The organism is Microcystis sp. M44BS1 (genome assembly GCF_020244875.1).
In the GTDB taxonomy this organism is placed as follows: Bacteria; Cyanobacteriota; Cyanobacteriia; order Cyanobacteriales; family Microcystaceae; genus Microcystis; species Microcystis panniformis.
Genome location: NZ_JADBVM010000117.1, coordinates 18,413 through 36,398, shown reverse-complemented (window position 1 = coordinate 36,398; position 17,986 = coordinate 18,413). Strand labels below are relative to the sequence as shown.

The following is a 17,986-nucleotide window of genomic DNA, read 5'->3' as shown; positions in this document are numbered from 1 at the left end:
GAGTATTATGAATAGAGGTACTTTCTCTTCTTTGAAAGATAATTTCTTTTCTTGGTTTGCCACGAGCATCATCGCATTCTTAAATTTTAACACGGCTATGGTTTTAGTGCCGGGGGATTGGGACGATATAAAGATATTATTTGCCGTTCCAGTTTCTTTGATAGCCTGTATTCTTTTCGACAACAAAGTTAGCGAGGAGTATATGCGTGAACGCCTCAAAGGATTTGCGAGATCTACCTTAAATTGGATTAATATTCAGAGAGAAAGACTGAGTCAAACTCGATTTGGGACGATGAGACTGGAAACATACATCTATCTGTTTCAACTTTTTGAAGCACCTTTCTTAGAAACATCAATAATCTCAATTATTAATCGTCTTGGCTGTACCATTTACCTAATCACCGAGTTTATTGTGAGTGCTTATTTATTACTAGAGCGAGAGGATTTGCCCTGGTTCATGTCTATTGCTCCTATTCTAGCAGGATTATTGAACTTAGCAACGGGAATCCTCAAAGGACATCTTATAGTTTACCCAAAAGCTCTTACACAACTTAGAAAAAAATATCAGCAGTATTATGAGGAGGTCTAAAATGAATATTAGATTGATAAATATTAACGAGATGAGTTCTCAGGATTTAAACGAACTGACCAGTATTTATGTCTCAGATGCAAGTCTGTCACCATCTAAAATGGTTGAAATCCTTCAACAAAGAGTCGCTTGCCGCTCTCTCCATAAATCCATAAAATTAATTCAGCAAGACCACCGACGGTCTTTTGAAAACTGTTTATCAGAGAGAGATAAAAAGCTTGAAGAAATTCGGAAACAAGCAGAATCTTTACACGCTTATCCGCGGGCTATTAGCGCTCCCGATCCCTCCTATTTCTTGGCAATAAATACAGTTAAAGAAGACTTAAAATTTGCTGAATCTCAAGTCAGAAATCATGAAAAATCCATCAGCAGATTAAATGACTTAGAATGGGAATTCAAGTCAGTACTAAAAAAATCATCATATTGGTCAGGTTCATTAGCTGATAGCAATATGATGCAAGAAATACTGAATGAAATGGGAATAAAAGAGCTAATGCAAGATTTAGAAAAAAGACTGAGAGAATTGCAGGAACAGGTTAAAAAATTTAGCCTTGAATTAACCAAGTTCTCCATCGTTACTGTGTACGGCGAATCAAGAGTAGAAGATTTTCAATATCAAAATGGAGCTGCTCACCATGACATTGAATGAATCGCCTTTTGCCGCAGGCTACGCCCCTCGTCCGGAAAAACCAATCGTAGCCTTGAAACCTAAAGCTTGGTCAGTATTTTTAAGTTGGAAAAACCTCCGTGGAATAATTTTCATAATTCCTCTTTTTTCTATAGCCTGGCAGTACCTAACTCTACAACGAACCGAATATATGTTCACAACTCAACGGTTTAGGACTATTACGGGACTTTTTAACCAAGAAATTGACGAAGTTTGGCTATTTCGTGTGACAGATTTACGCATTTTAAAGCCATTTCTTTATCGTTTATTTGGAATAGCAAATCTTTACATTTACTCTACAGATAGAAATAACAAACTCGTGGTTATTCAGGCAATTTCGCTTACAGATGCCTTGAAGCTGCATGAAATTCTTCAACAGCAAGTCAACATTGAGCGACATAGAAATCGACCTGATATTCCAGGCTCTTGGCAGTAATCAATCATCTCAAAAAAAGGAAATAGTAATATGGCTGACCAAAACACATCTACTAACGGTGAGACTAATACTTCTTGTCCCAGCACAATAGATAGTCCAGAACTACAAGATAAAGATATATGGAGTTCTTATGACAATCCCTTTGGCAAATACGCATTTCACGGGGGAATGGAGGGATACTTAGAAAATAAAGACCCTTCGCCTGAAAGTCCACAACAAGAGTGTTTCTACGATGATTCAGGTAATCTAATCGACGAAAACCATCAATACGCAGGAATGAGAGGAACCGCCAATGAATACGATGGACATAAGGGCGATAGTTCAGAACTATGGAACCATTTCTATAACGATAGTGGGGGAATCTGGCAAAACGGTGGAGAAGCCTTTGCTACCTCTGTGGAATCCTACTATGACTCTGTTGAAGATTATGTTTCTGATGTCTATGACTCTGTTGAAGATTATGTTGATGATGCCTTTGAATGAAGTCAAAGTCAAAAGCTCTTGAACGTCCTCAAAGCTTATCTGTCAAGCGTTTTTATCCCCTCTATTCTAACCCGCGCCAAAAAGTCACAAAAACTAAAAAACTTCGCCAACAACAAATGGTTAATAAACAGCCAAAACCAGTCATTCTTCAGCAAAATAATGCTACTACAACAATAAATAATTTGGTCAATAGCTGAACTAAAACAGTTGCAAAAAATAAAGTCTAATTTTGGCTTTAAAATCAATTAAGGGATTGCAAAGTTTTCTTGATTGGCAATCCCTTTTTTCTATTAATTCTGCATGGTATAGCCTAAATGATTGCCCACCATCAATTTTTTTATCGTTTCAGCACAGTAATATTAAAACATAATGATATTATGTCCCTACAATTAGGAATTTATTAACCTTTGTAGGGATTTAACACTGTTAAATCTTTATCTATTGACGGTGATCTAAAGATAATTTAATGATATTCTTAAGTTAGTTAATTCAGTATCTTGCTTTAACTCTCTATAGATAGCGATCGCCACTTCACTAGCAAGGTTAATTCCTGAATGGGAGTAGATCAAAAACCGCAAACCATCCACTATTTTTGAAGCTTTTTTCTTTTTTTTGATGAAAGCCACTGTTTTTTTAATATCTTCCTCATTAAATTGAGTTATATCATTTATTATAAGGGGGTGAATATGCCCAGGATTCATGTTAAGTTCAGATTGAACAGATTGAGGTTCAGCATTGCCATTAGGGGTTTTAATTGAAATAAATCGATAGTCGCTTCCCTCCTTATTTTTAACTAAGTCATTGACTTTTTCTAAGTCACAACAAATCAGTTCAATATCTTGATAAATATTAGTAATTCCCTCTCCAATACTATAAATTCTGTCAACTAATGATTGAGGTTCAATCACCTTAACTTCTTTTCCCCAACCCGAAATCCAACGAATGAGATCAATGTCCATTAAAGACCATTCGGGTACAGTAACTTTAATAGTATATTGATAGGGAGGAATATTTTGGTCTAACTTAAAAATTCCACGATCTCGCGTAGCGAGCGCTTTGCGTTCATAACTCGTTCCTTTTAACCAATCAGGTAAAGACATTTCTATTTTCTGAAATCTTTGATTTCCTTCACAAATAAATTTAAACGCAAGTTCTGTGGCGTAGAGAATGACAGTAACATTTAATTTCTTTCCTTGTTGGGAATCTAAATACTGACGCTGTTTTGCCACATCATCGCCTAAATAAATTCCTGCACTTGCATCATAAAGTTTATGGAGCTTATCTAACGCTTTCTTTTGCTCATTTATATCTCTCTGAGTATTTACTTGTTGAAATCGGATTCTATCAATTCTTGCGAAAGCAAATAAACCTTTTTTGTCTCCTTCACCTATTTCATACCCTAAATACCATGCAATATTATGAAAAACAATTTGTAAAGGATAAGCGGTAAAGTGTGGTTGATCTTTTGGCCATTTAGCACTTCCTTGAATATGACTAAATTTCAAAAGCTCTCCTTTTTTTATCGCTTCTTCTAACTGTTCAAATTGTTGTTGATATTTCTCCACATCAACAATAGATTTTGTGCCAATTAAGCGAGTAGAATAAGGGGCTTCTCCTTCTAAAAGTTTGGAATTCTCTAATCGTTGTTTAAATATATCATAAATTTCGGCAGCAAGAGGATCTTTAAAATATTTCTCTACTGAATGGGATCGGAGAGATTGATAGAGCTTATTTAACTCATATTGAGATAAAATACCTGTTCCTGCAAAGTAGCCTTTCTTCATAGCAAAATTAGGTAAAAGTTGATAAGGTTTAATACAATGACAAATATCTTCTCGAAAGTTATTTTCTAGAGGACTTCTTTGATATTCATTCTCAATATCAATCTTGCCAGAAAATAAGCCATAGTTATACATCGCTTTAACAATGCTAGTTTGCCTAAAACCTGTTTCTGTTGTCACCGAAGGTTTGCTATTTTCTTCGCATAAAAAAGGATGATGAACAATAAAACGAATCGTTTTTATTAACCGTTGAAATTTTTCTAAATCATTGTAACGATGACTAATTAAATAAGGATAATCAATCGACTCTATCTCAATTAAATTAGCCGCTATATCTCCTCTGGCTAAAATCCCATTTTTTTCTAACCAATATAAGTCTTTTTCTATTGCTTTAGGATGGGCATAAATAGCATGATACTTTTTAGTAATTACTGCACAAATTTCCTCAATTGAAGTGCTAAACTGAGGTAATTCTTCGACTTCTAAAATTTCTTTCAGGTTTTCTGGTTCAGTTTCGGCTAAATTCCCAATCCCTGGATAGTTAATAATGACGGACATTAAGTGCATTAATCGTTCAAAGTCTAATAAACGAGAATATGGGTGAAAAACTTTATTCTTATTCAAGTTAGCTATGTTAGCTAAAAGACGCTTGAATCCTGTGAGAATTGTACAAATTTCGTTAAGATCAAAGTTATTGTCTTTAACAGGAACAGGATAAATTTTTAACAGTCCTTCGTTAGACTCTGGGGGATTTTCTTGTAAATTAGCATTCATTTTATCAATCACTTCGTCAGGAACTTGGCGATCACGTTGTTGATTTCTTTGTTTACATTTCTCCACAGAAGTCTGTAAATGCCATCCTATCCATTTAATGTTAAATGAATTAACCGTTTTATAAAGAAAATCAAGTCGCCACGGGCGCATAGCATTAGTGGCATCATAAATGACGGGTTGATCTTTTTCAACGGCGGTTTTAATTTGATCTAAGACTTCTACCTCAATATCCGCCCAAATTCCTTGATTTGCAGCATCTCCATAAAGTTGCGCCCGAATTTCATCGGTTGAAACTACGACAGCATTAATTTCTTCTGCCAAAACTTGAGCAAACGTTGATTTACCGCTTGCAGGAAGTCCAATCAAAAAGTGACAAATTACAAGCTTTTTTATCATAGTTTGAAAGGCCGTAAAATAACGGTATAATTGTTCAATTTGAGTCAAAGAATTGATTGATTCGTTACTATAGGTAAGTTTAGTTTGTCTAATCGCTCCCTTTTCTGATTTAGGAAGTTGATATTCTAAGGAGCATCTGTAACTCCTAAATTAAGCTTTATGTCAAGCTATTTTGAAAGCCTTACCAGAAGCAAGTTTTAGGGACAAGTATAATTACTTACTTGCATAAATGAGATGCTCCCATATTCTGGTTGAATCTGTGACTCGTTCTGGACTCATCTAAACCTCCACAGCAGAAGAATAAAGAATTAAAGTATATCTATCCGAGTCAATTCTATCATATAAGTACGTTCTATCGCCGTACATTTTCTAGCCATTTAAGATCGCTCAGTAAAATAGCGATCACCTGTGTTTTAACCGCAGAATAGATATAGTATTGATCGGTGTTAATAAACTGTTCTTTATAGTCTCTCCTCAATTGCAATAAAGGATGATTGAGAATAATGTTTAAGATGTCTGGAATTGTCTTATGTACAGGGTGAGAGCATCTCAAAAGCTATTGACAATTGGCCAATTTTGTGATCCGCATGGGCATTTTAGCCGATACCAGCCAATCAGAATAGTTACCAAATTGACCAAATGGGTCGATTTTTGCTTAACAATTGAGATGGCAAATTCTCCTCAAATATGCCTGAATCGTGGGTAAGCAACCCCCACAAAGTCCCTTTTGTCAAGGATTGTTAAGATGCGCTTGCCCTGATATAATAGACGGTGAGCTAATGTCCTGAATTAAGCTTAATAATCGCTAACGAGAAATAATGACCATTTCATGCGAACTCCCACTCCTTGGTGAAATTTTTTAATATGGAGTTTCTTAACTCAACCCAGAGAAGATATCGGTGTTCGCACCAAATATACTCTCATAAGCTTTAATTTAGGGTAACGTCGTCAATAGCCATTAATTTACAGTTAACAAATATGACTATTCTTCTTGCGAACCTTGGGACTTCTGACTTATCTATTAAAGTAACAGTAGATAGCCAAAATTATTATTTTCCTATTGATTTTCTCTCGAATGAACCTAATCTAAATAAAAAACTCAAAGATTTAGATAATGAGCGTCGAACTATTTGGGACAATATGTATCAAGGTTTTAACTATGTTCCTAATAGTCAAGTTTACCAAGATTTAGGATTGCCTAACCAAAAACAACCAGTTCGTGAATTAACCAAAGCTCTACAATCAAGCTATCAAAAAGAGTCCCCTAAATGGCATTCTCTTATTCGACCAACTCGAATTGGAAGTGTAATCCAAAAAGCAGTAGCAATGGGAGCATCTAAAGCCTATATTTTCGTCACCAATCAACCGACTTCACACCCTCAAGATACCATTTATTTGTTCCAGATTATTCAACAGTGGGTACAACAGGAATATCCTGATTTTGAATTAATTCAAAAAGAGCTACAACTTAATTTAGATCCGCAAAATCCTAACCTTGAAGATTTAGTTCTTGAATACTACTATAATCAGTTGAATGAGATTTATTTAGAAGAAAATTTATCCCAAGAATCAACTATTTTAGTCAATGTTAAAGGGGGAACATTGCACCAAAAAACTGCACTCAAAATTCAAGCAATTGCCAGTGATTTTAAAAATATTCTGTTCATTGACCCCATTTTAGACCTTAATCAACTTTTAGAGGGCAAAAACTCTGAATGTCAACTAACTTCTTATTGGCTTTATCAACGGAATCAAAAATATCAAACCGTTAAGTTACTGTTACAAAAAAGATGGGATTTTGACGGAGCAAGAGTGATTGTTAAAGATTGGCAAGAAACTTTGATTTATTTAGCAAAACAAGTTTCTGCAATAGCCAGTGACACCCAAAAAGAGCAAGAAAAGTTAACAGAAATTCTCACAAGCCTTGATTTTGCCGTTAGCTGTTTTAACCTTGATAAAAATGCCGTGAGAGATAATGATAAAATGGAGCATAACTTTTGGTTAAATCTTTATACTCAATGTCGGATTTATTGGGAACTAGATGAAATCGCTAACTTTCTAATCCGATTAAGTTCTTTTTATGAAGTCACTTTAAATGAATTAATTATGGGCTTACGCGGACAAAAATACTTGAGAAATAATAATCAAAATCAAGATTGGGTATTTGTCAGAAACAAAGCATCTCAAGAATTTTATAATAAGTTTCAGGAATTAGAACAGGATTTTGAAAGGAGGGATTTCTACAAATTAGGAAATCGTTATAGTAAGAGAAATTTTGTTCAAACCTTAATAGAAATTGATCATCCTGAACGCAAAGCGCTCGCTACGCGAGATCGCCTTGAATTATGGCAACAGATTCTAGCCTCTTTGGTAAAATTAGATTATTGGTTTGATAATCGAAATGCGCTCATTCATAGTGGCAGAGGAGTATCAGTACAAACTATGATTGATCAATTGCAAGAAGACAAACGAAATTGGACTGACGACAAAGATAAATATAAAGCTAATCCCCATAAAGCTTGTCATCCTAACAATATTTTAGGGGAAGTTCTCAATATTGCTGTCCATACTTATCAGTTACTTGGACAAAAATCATCTCCTTATGTCGGTTGGGATAAAAACACTCCCTATTATCTCTATAGCGAATTACGAGATGAAATTTGTCAACAATTGATTTAACCCTTGAATCCCCGCAAAGGCGTGGACAAGATTAATTTCAAGACCAGCTTCAGAAACGGTGGAAGATGTGACTTTTAAGCGGTTAGTCTCTTAAGTTTAACAATCTGGTCACTGATAGATTCTAGGGGGATAAAGTCCTGTTTTAGTAATGCTTGTAAGCGAGAATTAGTGTTTACAGAAGCCCCAACTACATTGACATCAACGTTGCGTGCTTGTAGTCTCTCAATCAAGGGAATGAAATCTCCATCACCAGTGACTAAGATAACGCGGTCGCCTGGTTTAACCGCTTCTATTAAATCCAACCCCATCGCTAAATCATCGCCAAGAGTTTTCCATCCGTTTTCCCGTTGTGATAAAGGGAAGGTGATTACCTCGTAGTTAAGTTGTTTTAAGTGATGAAGCCATTGTTTTTGATTCGGAGAAAGATGCTCATGGAGTCCAGTATAATACTTTAAAGTAAAAGTATCTGTCTGTTTTGCTGGTTCCACCAGAGCAATTTTTAAGGCTTTCCAGTCAATTTCTAACCCTAGTGTTTCGGTCGTTTTGCTGAAATTGTTACCATCGATGTAGATGTGAGTCACCGTCTGTCTTTTTTGGGGTAGGGGAATGACTCGCTTCTCAGTTTCTATCTCTGGGGTTGGCTTCTCTTGGGGAGTAAGTTGATTTAACTGTTGTTGTTGCTGATTTAGAGTTGCAGTCGTTAGCTTTTGTTGATGTTGAACTTTTTGGGTTGCGCCTACCAGTAAACGGCTACTGGTTTTCAGTATCCTGACTTCTCTAGCCACTTTTTCTGTTGTGTGTGTGACAGCTTTAACCTCTTTTTCGATCCCCTTAATCATAGTTTGGGAGTTAGTCAGACTTCCTTCAATCAGAGTCTTGATTTTCTTTTTTTCTTTAGTAACAATGATCGCAGAGGTAGAAGTGGCGGTCGCGAGCGCTGTTCCTACTATCATCGAAAATTTGGGTCTGAAACCCCGTCGTTCTAGGTTGGCTTTACTGTTAAATATTAGCGCATTTACACGATATATGCTAAAATGTGAGGCATGGAAAAAGCCTATTCGTTTCGATTTTACCCCACACCCGAACAAGAGTCGCTATTGCGGCGCACATTGGGCTGTGTAAGATTAGTTTACAACAAAGCTCTCCACGAACGAACACAAGCTTGGTACGAAAAGCAAGAAAGAGTAGGCTACGCCCAAACTTCTTCAATGCTAACCGATTGGAAAAAGCAAGAAGAATTAGAGTTTTTAAACGAAGTTAGCTGTGTACCTTTACCACAAGGGTTAAGACATTTACAAACAGCTTTCACTAATTTCTTTGCTGGTCGTACTAAGTATCCTAACTTTAAGAAAAAACATCAAGGAGGAAGTGCCGAATTTACCAAATCTGCTTTTAAGTTCAAAGACAAACAAATCTATTTAGCTAAATTCACAGAACCCTTAGCGATTCGCTGGTCGCGACAAATCCCAGAAAGCTGTGAACCAAACACAGTAACAGTCAGATTACATCCCTAATCGTGAGGTTTGGGAATCGCCGTCCGTTTTACGGCGGCGAGGATGTCAAGCTAGGGGCTTGGAACGAGCCTCTTTAGATGCAGAGTCGTCTAGTGCTACCTTGTGCGGAAGTATGAGGCATCTAGGGACGAAGAAACTTCAGAAACTCGAATCGAGGGCGTAGCGGATGGGAGTAGTTCATGTCGTTAACCTCCAGAAAAACTACGGCAATTTTGCCGCCGTTAGAGGGATAAATTTCCAAGTCTATCCGGGGGAAATTTTTGGCTTAATTGGTCCAGATGGAGCGGGAAAAACCACCACCTTTCACATTCTGGGCGGGGTGATGAACCCATCGGGTGGTTATGTGGATCTAGAGGGAAAAAAGCCCCGTCACGTCCGTCAAACTATCGGCTATTTAACCCAACAATTTTCCCTCTATCTTGACCTCAGCATTGATGAAAACCTGCGTTATGCGGCCAATTTGCGCCGAGTAACCGAGAGGGATTTGCAAGCGCGTCGGCATAAATATTTAACTTTAATGAACCTGAAGGGCATCGGCGATCGCCTAGCCGGTCAACTTTCCGGGGGCATGAAACAAAAACTCGCCCTCTGTTGCGCCCTGATTTCCCGTCCCCAAATCCTACTTCTCGATGAACCCACCACCGGAGTTGATCCCGTCTCTCGGCGAGAATTTTGGGATATTTTAGCCACTTTAGCCCGCGAAGGTATAACAATTGTGGTGGCTACTCCCTACCTCGATGAAGCGGAACGTTGTCACCGCATCGCTTTGATGTACGAGGGAGAAATTCACGAGATCGGAACCCTCAGCCAATTGCGCCAACGTCTCGGTTTACAACGCTTGGAAATTCGATCGCCCGATATCGCCGCTACCGCCGAAAAAATACTTCTTTTGGTGGATGGACAAAATATTAATGACGTGCAGTTATTTGGTGATCGTCTAGATGTGTTAACTGGCAATCCCCAGCAAGCAACCAGAATTATTCAGAATGCGATCGATCATCTCAGCGCTATCCACCCTAGCGAGGCAACCCTAGAAAACGTCTTTGTCACCCGTTTGCGACAACAGGGTTCCGATCCCCCTTTTATCCCCTTACCAAAGTTTAAATCCGAGACCATCACCACGGGAATAGCGATCGATGCTAGGGATTTGCGGAAAACCTTCGCTAATTTTTGCGCCGTCAAAGGTGTTACTTTAACCATTGACTACGGAGAAATATACGGCTTATTGGGGGCGAATGGTGCGGGAAAAACCACCACGATTAAAATGCTGTGTGGGCTACTTTCCGCCTCTGATGGCGAGATTTCCTTAGCTGGGCGCAGTCAAGACCTGCGTAATCCCAGCTTACGGCAAAAAATTGGTTATATGAGCCAAAAATTCACCCTTTATGATGATCTCACCGTGATCGAAAATCTGGAATTTTACTGCGGGGTTTATGGGGTTCCCCCGCGCTACCGTCAGCAAAAAATCGCTTGGGTTTTGGAAACGGTGGGATTAATCGGACGGGAAACAATGTTAACCGGAAGACTGCCGGGAGGATGGAAACAACGCGTCGCTTTTGGCGCTTCCGTCATGCACGAACCGGAGATACTATTTCTCGATGAACCCACTTCTGGAGTTGATCCCCTAGCGCGACGACAATTCTGGCGCTTAATTAACGATTTGGCTCGTCAGGGAACTGCGGTATTAGTGACAACCCATTATCTCGAAGAAGCGGAACAATGCAATCGTCTGGGTTTTATGGTAGCTGGAGAAGTGGTGATGCAAGGTTCCCCCAGTCAAATTAAAGCAGCACAACCGGGGCAATTAATCGAATTACGTCTCGATCGAGTGCAACAAGCGGCAGAAATTTTAAAAACCCGTTTACAAGCTTGGCGCGTCTCGATTTTTGGCGATTGCTTGCACCTGACTCTCGATCATCCCGACAGGGAAATTCCAGAGATAAAAAAGATTGTCAGCACCGCGGGAATACAGGTACAATCCTTGCGTTTGCTTCCCTTTTCTTTAGAAGACGCATTTATCAGCGTTGTGCAGAGAATTAATGAGGATTGATCAAGCTTTTTGCCGATAACTTGGATAATAGAGACCTGCTCTTTAATATTGTACCATTTAGGGTTAGTCCGCTCCTTCTACAGAGCCATTAGACCTCTTGCAAAAGTCTTAAGTCGATCCTTGTACAGCAACATTTTTGAAGATTATCAACTACTAATAAATAATTAACTGAAAGTCCCTCCCATTATTGTTTCTATCGTTTGTTTTCGGATTTATGCAATAGGTCTATTGTCTCCGTGGGATGTTATTCCTACGCAGGTTCCCTACAATGGTAGGTCGTTAGATTAGAAAAGTCCTAACATTTTGGACGGATTATCGGCTATTGTTCTTTTTTTGCCTTTTTACTCCGCCGAGAAGACCGAGCGAACCCAAGAGAACGATTCCGGGCAAGGTAGAGGATTCGGGAACCGGTTGGAAATCGAGGCTAAAGGTTCCCGATGGTAATAGCGGGGTACGACCGTTTGCGGTATTCGTATCCACGAAGCGAAAGGTAGCGGAATAGGTTCCTAACGGCGCGTTCCCATCTGTTGAAAACACGGGAGTGAAAGCGAACCAATCTCCTTGCCCGATAACATAAGTATCGTTGACCGCGTTAAACAAATTTATTCCCGAAGCGTCCGTTACCGTCAAACCGGGCGTGATATCGATTAATTGTAGGGCGATCGTCGCCTCGTCTCCCAACAAGTCCTTCCAGCGACCGTTTCCCGTATTATAAATTGCGTTCACGTAAGGATCGGCGAGATCGTCGGTTAAATGGGCGACCGGACGTATTTTCAAATCCGAATACATATGATCGTCCGTTTTCTGGCTAATATTCTTTCCCGCAAAAACGCCGCTACCCGGAAACAGGGGGATCGGGGATAGGTTGAACCGTGTTTCGGGCAATCGGTTATTGGTACTGGTCTCTACCACTGTCGCGTTCGTTGCCTCCCCCGTGTAACTATAAATACCGATGGCGTGGAAATGACTGATATTGACGGGTTCATGTTGATGCGGGAACAGAAGCGATAGTCTCCCATAGTTCGGATTGGCCAGAGCTTTATAAGTCCCGCTGGCTAGAGTCGGGAGTCCGTCTATCCCGACCATAATATGATGATGACTACTATGGGATTGGGCGAGGCTCGCGGTCGAACTAAGAAAGACTGCGGAAATCGAGACGAAAAAGGCATTTAAAGCCTTATTAGTCAAAATAAACATATATTTTGTCAGAGATTTTGTTCTACCTATCGTAAGAAAGATTTTTCTGGAAGTCAACAGACAGCGTGTCGTAGACAGGTGTCGCGTCTCTCGATAAATCGGTTCTCACGCGCTTGGTGGTGATTCGGTAGTAGTGATGAGTGGGCAATTCGTAATCATTTCTTTTGCGCTTTCCGTGCTTTCTGTCATCTTCAGACTGCCTGCCTTAATCAACTGATTAACAACTGCTATGAATTTGCCCGAAAGCTATTTATCCCTGTTATTCGCCAATTTATTATGGAGAATATTACGGAGACTATGTTCGCATAAACTTGCTATGCCTATTTGAGGCTTTCTGTCAATGCGTAACTTCTATATTGTCCCATTTAGGGTTAGTCCACTCCTTCTACAGAGCCATTGTCTCCCTGGGATGTTATTCCTACGCAGGTTCCATATATAGCGTTTCCTGTTCGCAAGAGGTACATTGTCGATGGTGAAAAGCTTAATCAGCAAAGGTTTAACTGTGCCACACAGGTGTGAGAAACGCTATATACCTGTTGGCTAATCTTTACTCTTGATCTGGGGATTGTCCGAAAAGATGCTCTACGATTCGCTTAACTTCTGTACGGATACCAGTGACTTCGTTGCGGAAAAACTGCCGATCGCTCTCAGCTTGAGTGATAAATTGATTTAAGCGCTCGTTGGTTCGTTCCAGACTCGCTGCTATTGTCCTAACCTCACGGGTTAGCTGTGCTATATCTTCTCGATTCTGTTGCGTGAGGACAACGGTAGCCTGTAGTATGCTCTCGATCCGTTCTAATCTTTCATCCGTCATCGGTTACAATCCCTTTAGAGCTTTTTAAGTAGGGAGGCACAATTATTTGTAGGATGGGTTAGCGGTAGCGTAACATAATCGGGCGTTGGGTTTCATGCTTCAACCCAACCTACGTTCATCTACTGAGAATTATATAGGGTTTGCTGAATAAATCTAAAAACCTTGTTGGATAATGTCTTTGGGCTTTTTTGAAATCAAAAAGTACCGGGGATGGGAGTGATCGGGCGGAAAATTCGGGGACTTTTTCCCTGAAAATTAGGTAGTTGACCACCTGAAAATCGATAAAACCCCACACCCTGCCACCACGAGAAACTTTTGGACGCAAACCCCAATTAGACATCAAAAGGATGCGATAAGTTCCCTAAAAATGCCGTAAAAATTTATCCGTAATCGGGCAATTTCATGAAACGAATTCTCTCCCAATGTCGTAAGGAATTAGTGCAGTTTAGTCGTGATCGACTTACCCTCGCCCTCGCTTTCATTTTGCCCGTGATGACTCTTTTTATCTTTGGTTTTGCTATTCGTTTAGAGGCGAAAGATATACCAGTTTTAGTGCAAGATCAAGATCGAACAGTTTTTAGTCAAAATTATAGCGATCGCTTGTTCGCCACTAATTTATTTATTCCCGTGGTTTGGGAAGGCAACCCTGAAACCGCTTTAGATCGAGGTATTGCTAGGGCAATTGTTGTGATTCCTCCCGATTTTAGTCGTAATTTACAAGCCAATAAAACTGCCGAAATTCAAGCAATTGTTGATGGTACAGATGCTAATAATGCCCGAATTATTCGCAATGGGATTAAAGCGACTACCCGCTCTTTTTTACAAGCAGAAAACTTAATTTCTGCTACTATTCCCATCGAAACTGCCACCCGACTTTGGTTTAATCCGGGACGACAAGAATCCCTCTATATTGTGCCGGGGGTTTATGCTGTGGTTTTATGGATTTTTCCCTCACTTTTATCAGCGATCGCTATGGTACGAGAAAAGGAAAAAGGCACAATTTTACAAGTTTATGCCTCCGCTCTCACTGCCGAAGAATTAATACTAGGTAAATCCCTCGCTTATCTAATAGTAGGAATCGGAATCGCTATCGGAGTTATGGGTTTAGGAAGTCTGATTTTTCAATTAAATTTTGCCGGTGATCCAATGCCATTACTATTAGGAACTATCCTCTATTTATGGGCAAGTGTGATGTTTGGATTAATGTTAGGTGCGCGTACCAGTAATCAAAATTCTGCGGTGCAAGGTGTTTCTTTAGTGGGTTTTCTCACTGCTTTATTACTCAGTGGTTTTATTTATCCGTTAAGTAATATTCCCTTTCCCCTCTCTTTAGTTTCAAATATAGTTCCCGCTCGTTATTATATCGAAATTACTAGAGATGCTTTTGTCAGGGGTGTGGGTTGGGCGGGTATTGGCAATAATTTAGTTATCATTTTCCTCTTGGGAATGGTCTTATTTTTATTGGCAATAAAAGCTCTATCAAGAATGCAGTTAGGAGAATAATAAGATGTTTAAGCAATTATTTACAGGTCGTTTTTTATCTTTAGTTATTAAAGAAATTCGCCAGATATTACGCAACAAACAGTTAATTATTCTCTTGATTTTCCCCCCAACTCTTCAACTATTAATTTATGGATTTGCTCTTAATCCCGATGTTCATCATATCAAATTAGGAATAGTCGATTATGCCGCTACTGCTGAAAGTCGCTCTCTCATCGCTGCTTTTACCGAAAATCAGATTTTTGATGCCGAAATGATCACTTTTGATGAGAAGACATTAACCCAACAGGTGGAAACAGGAAAATTAACCGCCGGTTTAATAATTCCTCCCGAATTTAGTCGCAATCTCACCCAAGAAAAAACCGCATCTATTCAAGTTTTTATCGATGGAGTGGATGCCAATACCGCAGGAATTGCTAAGGGTTATATCAATCAAATTGTCCAAGAATTCGGCACGGGAAAAGTTAATCAAAATCGGCCACTTCCCATCTCAACACAAGTAATTTTCTTTTATAATCCCGGACTTTCTAGCAGTTGGTTTTTTGTCCCCGGAGTCATGGGATTAGTATTAACTTTAATCGGTTCGATCGTTTCTTCCATCACCGTTGTTAAAGAAAAAGATACGGGAACTCTCGAACAATTACTGATGACTCCTGCCGCTGCTTGGGAGATTTTGTTAGCTAAAGTTGTGCCTTTATTCATCCTCCTTTTGGGTGATGTTTTGTTAGCATTAACCATCGGTAAAGTGATTTTTAATGTGCCATTTCGGGGCAACTTTTTCCTATTTATAGCTTTAGCTAGTCTCTATATTTTTGTTAGTATTGGTGTCGGTATTATGTTAGCGACACTCTGTCAATCCCAACAGCAGGTAGTTTTAACCACCTTTTTTATCAATTTACCCATGGTACAATTATCAGGAGCGATCGCACCTATTGAAACGATGCCGCCATTTTTTCAATATCTCTCTCTTTTTAATCCTCTCCGTCACTACATAGCTATTATCCGCGGTATTCTTTTAAAAGGTGTCGGTTTAGAAGCTTTATGGGTTCATGTATTGGCTCTGATTGGTTTCGCTGTGATACTTTTAACTATTAGTGCCAAACGTTTTCGCAATCAGTTAAGTTAATCGTTTTTCAATCATTCCAGATGGAAAAAATTAATCTATCCCGGAGTCATGAATAACGATTAATTATTAATACTCTAACCAAAACGACCGCTAACATAATCTTTAGTGGACTCTTGAGCAGGATTTTGAAAGATAGCCTCGGTGCGATCATATTCCACTAAATAACCCACTTTACCACCTTTTGGGGTCGGTTCAGCATTATAAAAAGCCGTTAAATCAGAAACCCGCGACGCTTGTTGCATATTGTGGGTGACAATAACTATAGTATATTGGGTTTTCAATTCGTGAATTAATTCCTCAATTTTTAGGGTAGAAATTGGATCGAGTGCCGCACAGGGTTCATCCATTAAAATAACTTCTGGTTTAACCGCAATAGCGCGAGCAATACATAACCTTTGTTGTTGTCCCCCCGATAAAGCTAAACCACTTTCTTTGAGTTTATCTTTAACATCATCCCAGAGAACGGCCTTTTTTAAAGATTCCTCTACTAATTGATCCATATCACCAGTGTAACCATTTAAACGCGCCCCAAAAGCGATATTTTCATAGATAGATTTAGGGAAAGGATTCGGTTTCTGAAAAACCATACCGATGCGACTGCGTAACCCCACAGGATTAACGGAATTACCATAAATATCTTGGCCGCGAAAGGTAACTTTCCCCTCGATTTTGGCACTTTTAACTAGATCATTCATGCGATTAAAACAGCGCAAAACCGTACTTTTTCCGCAGCCAGAGGGACCGATAAAAGCGATCGCTTTTTTCTCAGGAATATCAAGGTTAACATCACGAACAGCGAGATTAGAACCATAGTAAACGTTTAAGTTTTTGGTTCTCAAAACCGCATCGGTAACAACATCGGTACTATACATAATCTTTAAAGGAATAGGTGTTGGGGAATAGGTGTTGGGTGTTGGGGTAGTGGGGTAGTGGGGTAGTGGGGTAGTGGGGTAGTGGGGTAGTGGGGTAGTGGGGAATTTAGCTGAAATTTCCCTATCTCCCTATCTCCCTATCTCCCTATCCCCTAAACAACTGAATTTAGCCAAAACGTCCACTAACATAATCTTTAGTTGCTTGTTCTTGAGGATCACCGAAGATTTTGTTCGTATGATCAAACTCGACTAAATAACCAATTTTGCCACCTTTATCGGTGGGTTCAGCGTTATAAAAAGCCGTTAAATCTGCTACTCTAGTAGCTTGTTGCATATTGTGAGTAACAATAATAATTGTATAACGTTCTTTTAATTCGTGCATTAATTCCTCAACTTTTAAAGTTGAAATTGGATCGAGTGCCGAACAGGGTTCATCCATTAATAATACTTCTGGTTGAGCGGCAATAGTGCGAGCAATACATAATCTTTGTTGTTGTCCCCCCGATAGGGAAAAACCGCTTTCTTTCAGTTTATCTTTTACTTCTTCCCAGAGAGCTGCCCGACGCAAGGAAGTTTCTACTAATTCATCTAAATCGCCTTTATAACCATTTAATCGCGCTCCGTAAACCACATTATCATAAATGGATTTGGGAAAAGGATTAGGGCGCTGGAACACCATACCGATACATTTTCTGACTTCGACAGGATCCACCTCTTGAGAGTAAATATCCTGGTTATGGTAAAAAACTTTGCCGTCAATACGAAAACCGTGAATTAAATCATTGAGACGATTAAAACACCTGAGAATGGTACTTTTTCCACAGCCAGACGGTCCGATAAAAGCGGTGACTTTATTTTTGGGAATATCGATGGAAACGTCTCGTACTGCCCGATAATTACCATAGTAGATATCAGCCTTATCCACCTTTAAAACGGTTCCTGTAGAATGGGGGTTAGAGTTAGTTAGCATAAATTATTTCCCTTGAATTTGACTAATTGATGAATTGGAAAGATAGGTAGATTTTTACTTAAATATCCCTTTTGGCTTTTCACTTTTTCCCTGACTTAAGTAGGGAGGCACAATTATTTGTAGGATGGGTTAGAGGTA

At 39.2% G+C, this 17,986-nt stretch carries 16 protein-coding genes and 2 pseudogenes; 11 read left to right on the top strand and 7 right to left on the bottom strand.

Translation table 11 applies throughout. From position 1 onward, the window contains the following. The first annotated feature begins 7 nt into the window (after window positions 1-7). From IM515_RS08915 to IM515_RS08895, 5 genes are read left to right on the top strand one after another with little or no spacing between them, the layout of a single operon-like run. Complete coding sequence (locus tag IM515_RS08915) at window positions 8-589, top strand: hypothetical protein (RefSeq protein WP_287627011.1); 582 nt, start codon at window positions 8-10, stop codon at window positions 587-589. A 1-nt stretch (window position 590) separates the two neighbouring features. Next, entirely contained in the window at window positions 591-1,238 is a 648-nt protein-coding gene (locus tag IM515_RS08910) for a hypothetical protein (protein ID WP_287627012.1), read from the top strand. Continuing rightward, window positions 1,210-1,692, top strand: coding sequence for a PH domain-containing protein (locus IM515_RS08905; protein WP_287633593.1), 483 nt, complete (start codon window positions 1,210-1,212; stop codon window positions 1,690-1,692). The genes IM515_RS08910 and IM515_RS08905 overlap by 29 nt, the downstream gene beginning before the upstream one ends. A gap of 30 nt (window positions 1,693-1,722) precedes the next feature. Next, the gene (locus IM515_RS08900; RefSeq protein WP_106908583.1) at window positions 1,723-2,175 is read left to right on the top strand and encodes a hypothetical protein; all 453 of its coding nucleotides are present in this window, start codon (window positions 1,723-1,725) and stop codon (window positions 2,173-2,175) included. After that, on the top strand, window positions 2,172-2,372 hold the full coding sequence (locus tag IM515_RS08895; RefSeq protein WP_287627014.1) for a hypothetical protein: 201 nt from the start codon (window positions 2,172-2,174) through the stop codon (window positions 2,370-2,372). Before IM515_RS08900 ends, IM515_RS08895 begins: the two co-directional genes overlap by 4 nt. A gap of 255 nt (window positions 2,373-2,627) precedes the next feature. Here the strand turns inward: IM515_RS08895 and IM515_RS08890 are convergent, their stop codons facing one another. Further along, window positions 2,628-5,174: a WYL domain-containing protein gene (locus tag IM515_RS08890; RefSeq protein WP_287627015.1), complete on the bottom strand. Its 2,547-nt coding sequence runs from the start codon at window positions 5,172-5,174 to the stop codon at window positions 2,628-2,630. A gap of 930 nt (window positions 5,175-6,104) precedes the next feature. Between IM515_RS08890 and IM515_RS08885 the strand changes: the two genes are divergently transcribed. Then, the gene (locus tag IM515_RS08885) at window positions 6,105-7,805 is read left to right on the top strand and encodes a hypothetical protein (protein WP_287627016.1); all 1,701 of its coding nucleotides are present in this window, start codon (window positions 6,105-6,107) and stop codon (window positions 7,803-7,805) included. A gap of 74 nt (window positions 7,806-7,879) precedes the next feature. Here the strand turns inward: IM515_RS08885 and IM515_RS08880 are convergent, their stop codons facing one another. After that, on the bottom strand, window positions 7,880-8,758 hold the full coding sequence (locus IM515_RS08880) for an NYN domain-containing protein (RefSeq protein ID WP_287627017.1): 879 nt from the start codon (window positions 8,756-8,758) through the stop codon (window positions 7,880-7,882). Window positions 8,759-8,848: 90 nt separating this feature from the next. Here IM515_RS08880 and IM515_RS08875 point away from each other — a divergent pair. Together IM515_RS08875 and IM515_RS08870 are read left to right on the top strand one after the other, a co-directional pair. Next, window positions 8,849-9,316 (top strand): annotated as a pseudogene (locus IM515_RS08875) (RNA-guided endonuclease InsQ/TnpB family protein); the annotation flags it as partial. 169 nt (window positions 9,317-9,485) lie between these two features. Further along, the gene (locus IM515_RS08870; RefSeq protein WP_002765419.1) at window positions 9,486-11,369 is read left to right on the top strand and encodes an ATP-binding cassette domain-containing protein; all 1,884 of its coding nucleotides are present in this window, start codon (window positions 9,486-9,488) and stop codon (window positions 11,367-11,369) included. 312 nt (window positions 11,370-11,681) lie between these two features. On the opposite strand, the gene IM515_RS08865 is transcribed toward IM515_RS08870, so the two are convergent. Beyond that, window positions 11,682-12,455, bottom strand: a complete 774-nt coding sequence (locus IM515_RS08865) for an all3515 family Zur-repressed PEP-CTERM protein (RefSeq protein WP_287627001.1) — start codon at window positions 12,453-12,455, stop codon at window positions 11,682-11,684. Window positions 12,456-12,701: 246 nt separating this feature from the next. Between IM515_RS08865 and IM515_RS08860 the strand changes: the two are divergent. Then, window positions 12,702-12,875 (top strand): annotated as a pseudogene (locus IM515_RS08860) (IS701 family transposase); the annotation flags it as partial. Between the two features lie 238 nt (window positions 12,876-13,113). Here IM515_RS08860 and IM515_RS08855 read toward each other — a convergent pair. Both IM515_RS08855 and IM515_RS08850 read right to left on the bottom strand, forming a co-directional pair. Then, on the bottom strand, window positions 13,114-13,380 hold the full coding sequence (locus tag IM515_RS08855; protein WP_002789481.1) for a hypothetical protein: 267 nt from the start codon (window positions 13,378-13,380) through the stop codon (window positions 13,114-13,116). Window positions 13,381-13,495: 115 nt separating this feature from the next. Then, window positions 13,496-13,720: a hypothetical protein gene (locus tag IM515_RS08850; protein WP_287626999.1), complete on the bottom strand. Its 225-nt coding sequence runs from the start codon at window positions 13,718-13,720 to the stop codon at window positions 13,496-13,498. Between the two features lie 62 nt (window positions 13,721-13,782). Between IM515_RS08850 and IM515_RS08845 the strand changes: the two genes are divergently transcribed. Next, window positions 13,783-14,883, top strand: coding sequence for an ABC transporter permease (locus IM515_RS08845; protein WP_287626998.1), 1,101 nt, complete (start codon window positions 13,783-13,785; stop codon window positions 14,881-14,883). Between the two features lie 4 nt (window positions 14,884-14,887). Next, the gene (locus IM515_RS08840; protein WP_287626997.1) at window positions 14,888-16,006 is read left to right on the top strand and encodes an ABC transporter permease; all 1,119 of its coding nucleotides are present in this window, start codon (window positions 14,888-14,890) and stop codon (window positions 16,004-16,006) included. A 74-nt stretch (window positions 16,007-16,080) separates the two neighbouring features. Here the strand turns inward: IM515_RS08840 and pstB (IM515_RS08835) are convergent, their stop codons facing one another. Together pstB (IM515_RS08835) and pstB (IM515_RS08830) are read right to left on the bottom strand one after the other, a co-directional pair. Next, window positions 16,081-16,878 (bottom strand): phosphate ABC transporter ATP-binding protein PstB, encoded by a 798-nt coding sequence (pstB, locus tag IM515_RS08835; RefSeq protein ID WP_002765426.1) that lies wholly within the window; start codon window positions 16,876-16,878, stop codon window positions 16,081-16,083. A 166-nt stretch (window positions 16,879-17,044) separates the two neighbouring features. After that, on the bottom strand, window positions 17,045-17,848 hold the full coding sequence (gene pstB, locus IM515_RS08830; RefSeq protein WP_002765428.1) for a phosphate ABC transporter ATP-binding protein PstB: 804 nt from the start codon (window positions 17,846-17,848) through the stop codon (window positions 17,045-17,047). Between the last annotated feature and the right edge of the window lie 138 nt (window positions 17,849-17,986).

Bases quoted from the DNA above. Each gene is read 5' to 3' on its own strand.
- IM515_RS08915 (WP_287627011.1), top strand. From the start codon at position 8: ATGAATAGAGGTACTTTCTCTTCTTTGAAAGATAATTTCTTTTCTTGG.
- IM515_RS08910 (WP_287627012.1), top strand. From the start codon at position 591: ATGAATATTAGATTGATAAATATTAACGAGATGAGTTCTCAGGATTTA.
- IM515_RS08905 (WP_287633593.1), top strand. From the start codon at position 1,210: ATGGAGCTGCTCACCATGACATTGAATGAATCGCCTTTTGCCGCAGGC.
- IM515_RS08900 (WP_106908583.1), top strand. From the start codon at position 1,723: ATGGCTGACCAAAACACATCTACTAACGGTGAGACTAATACTTCTTGT.
- IM515_RS08895 (WP_287627014.1), top strand. From the start codon at position 2,172: ATGAAGTCAAAGTCAAAAGCTCTTGAACGTCCTCAAAGCTTATCTGTC.
- IM515_RS08885 (WP_287627016.1), top strand. From the start codon at position 6,105: ATGACTATTCTTCTTGCGAACCTTGGGACTTCTGACTTATCTATTAAA.
- IM515_RS08880 (WP_287627017.1), bottom strand. From the start codon at position 8,758: ATGATAGTAGGAACAGCGCTCGCGACCGCCACTTCTACCTCTGCGATC.
- IM515_RS08870 (WP_002765419.1), top strand. From the start codon at position 9,486: ATGGGAGTAGTTCATGTCGTTAACCTCCAGAAAAACTACGGCAATTTT.
- IM515_RS08865 (WP_287627001.1), bottom strand. From the start codon at position 12,455: ATGGTCGGGATAGACGGACTCCCGACTCTAGCCAGCGGGACTTATAAA.
- IM515_RS08855 (WP_002789481.1), bottom strand. From the start codon at position 13,380: ATGACGGATGAAAGATTAGAACGGATCGAGAGCATACTACAGGCTACC.
- IM515_RS08850 (WP_287626999.1), bottom strand. From the start codon at position 13,720: ATGTCTAATTGGGGTTTGCGTCCAAAAGTTTCTCGTGGTGGCAGGGTG.
- IM515_RS08845 (WP_287626998.1), top strand. From the start codon at position 13,783: ATGAAACGAATTCTCTCCCAATGTCGTAAGGAATTAGTGCAGTTTAGT.
- IM515_RS08840 (WP_287626997.1), top strand. From the start codon at position 14,888: ATGTTTAAGCAATTATTTACAGGTCGTTTTTTATCTTTAGTTATTAAA.
- pstB (WP_002765426.1), bottom strand. From the start codon at position 16,878: ATGTATAGTACCGATGTTGTTACCGATGCGGTTTTGAGAACCAAAAAC.
- pstB (WP_002765428.1), bottom strand. From the start codon at position 17,848: ATGCTAACTAACTCTAACCCCCATTCTACAGGAACCGTTTTAAAGGTG.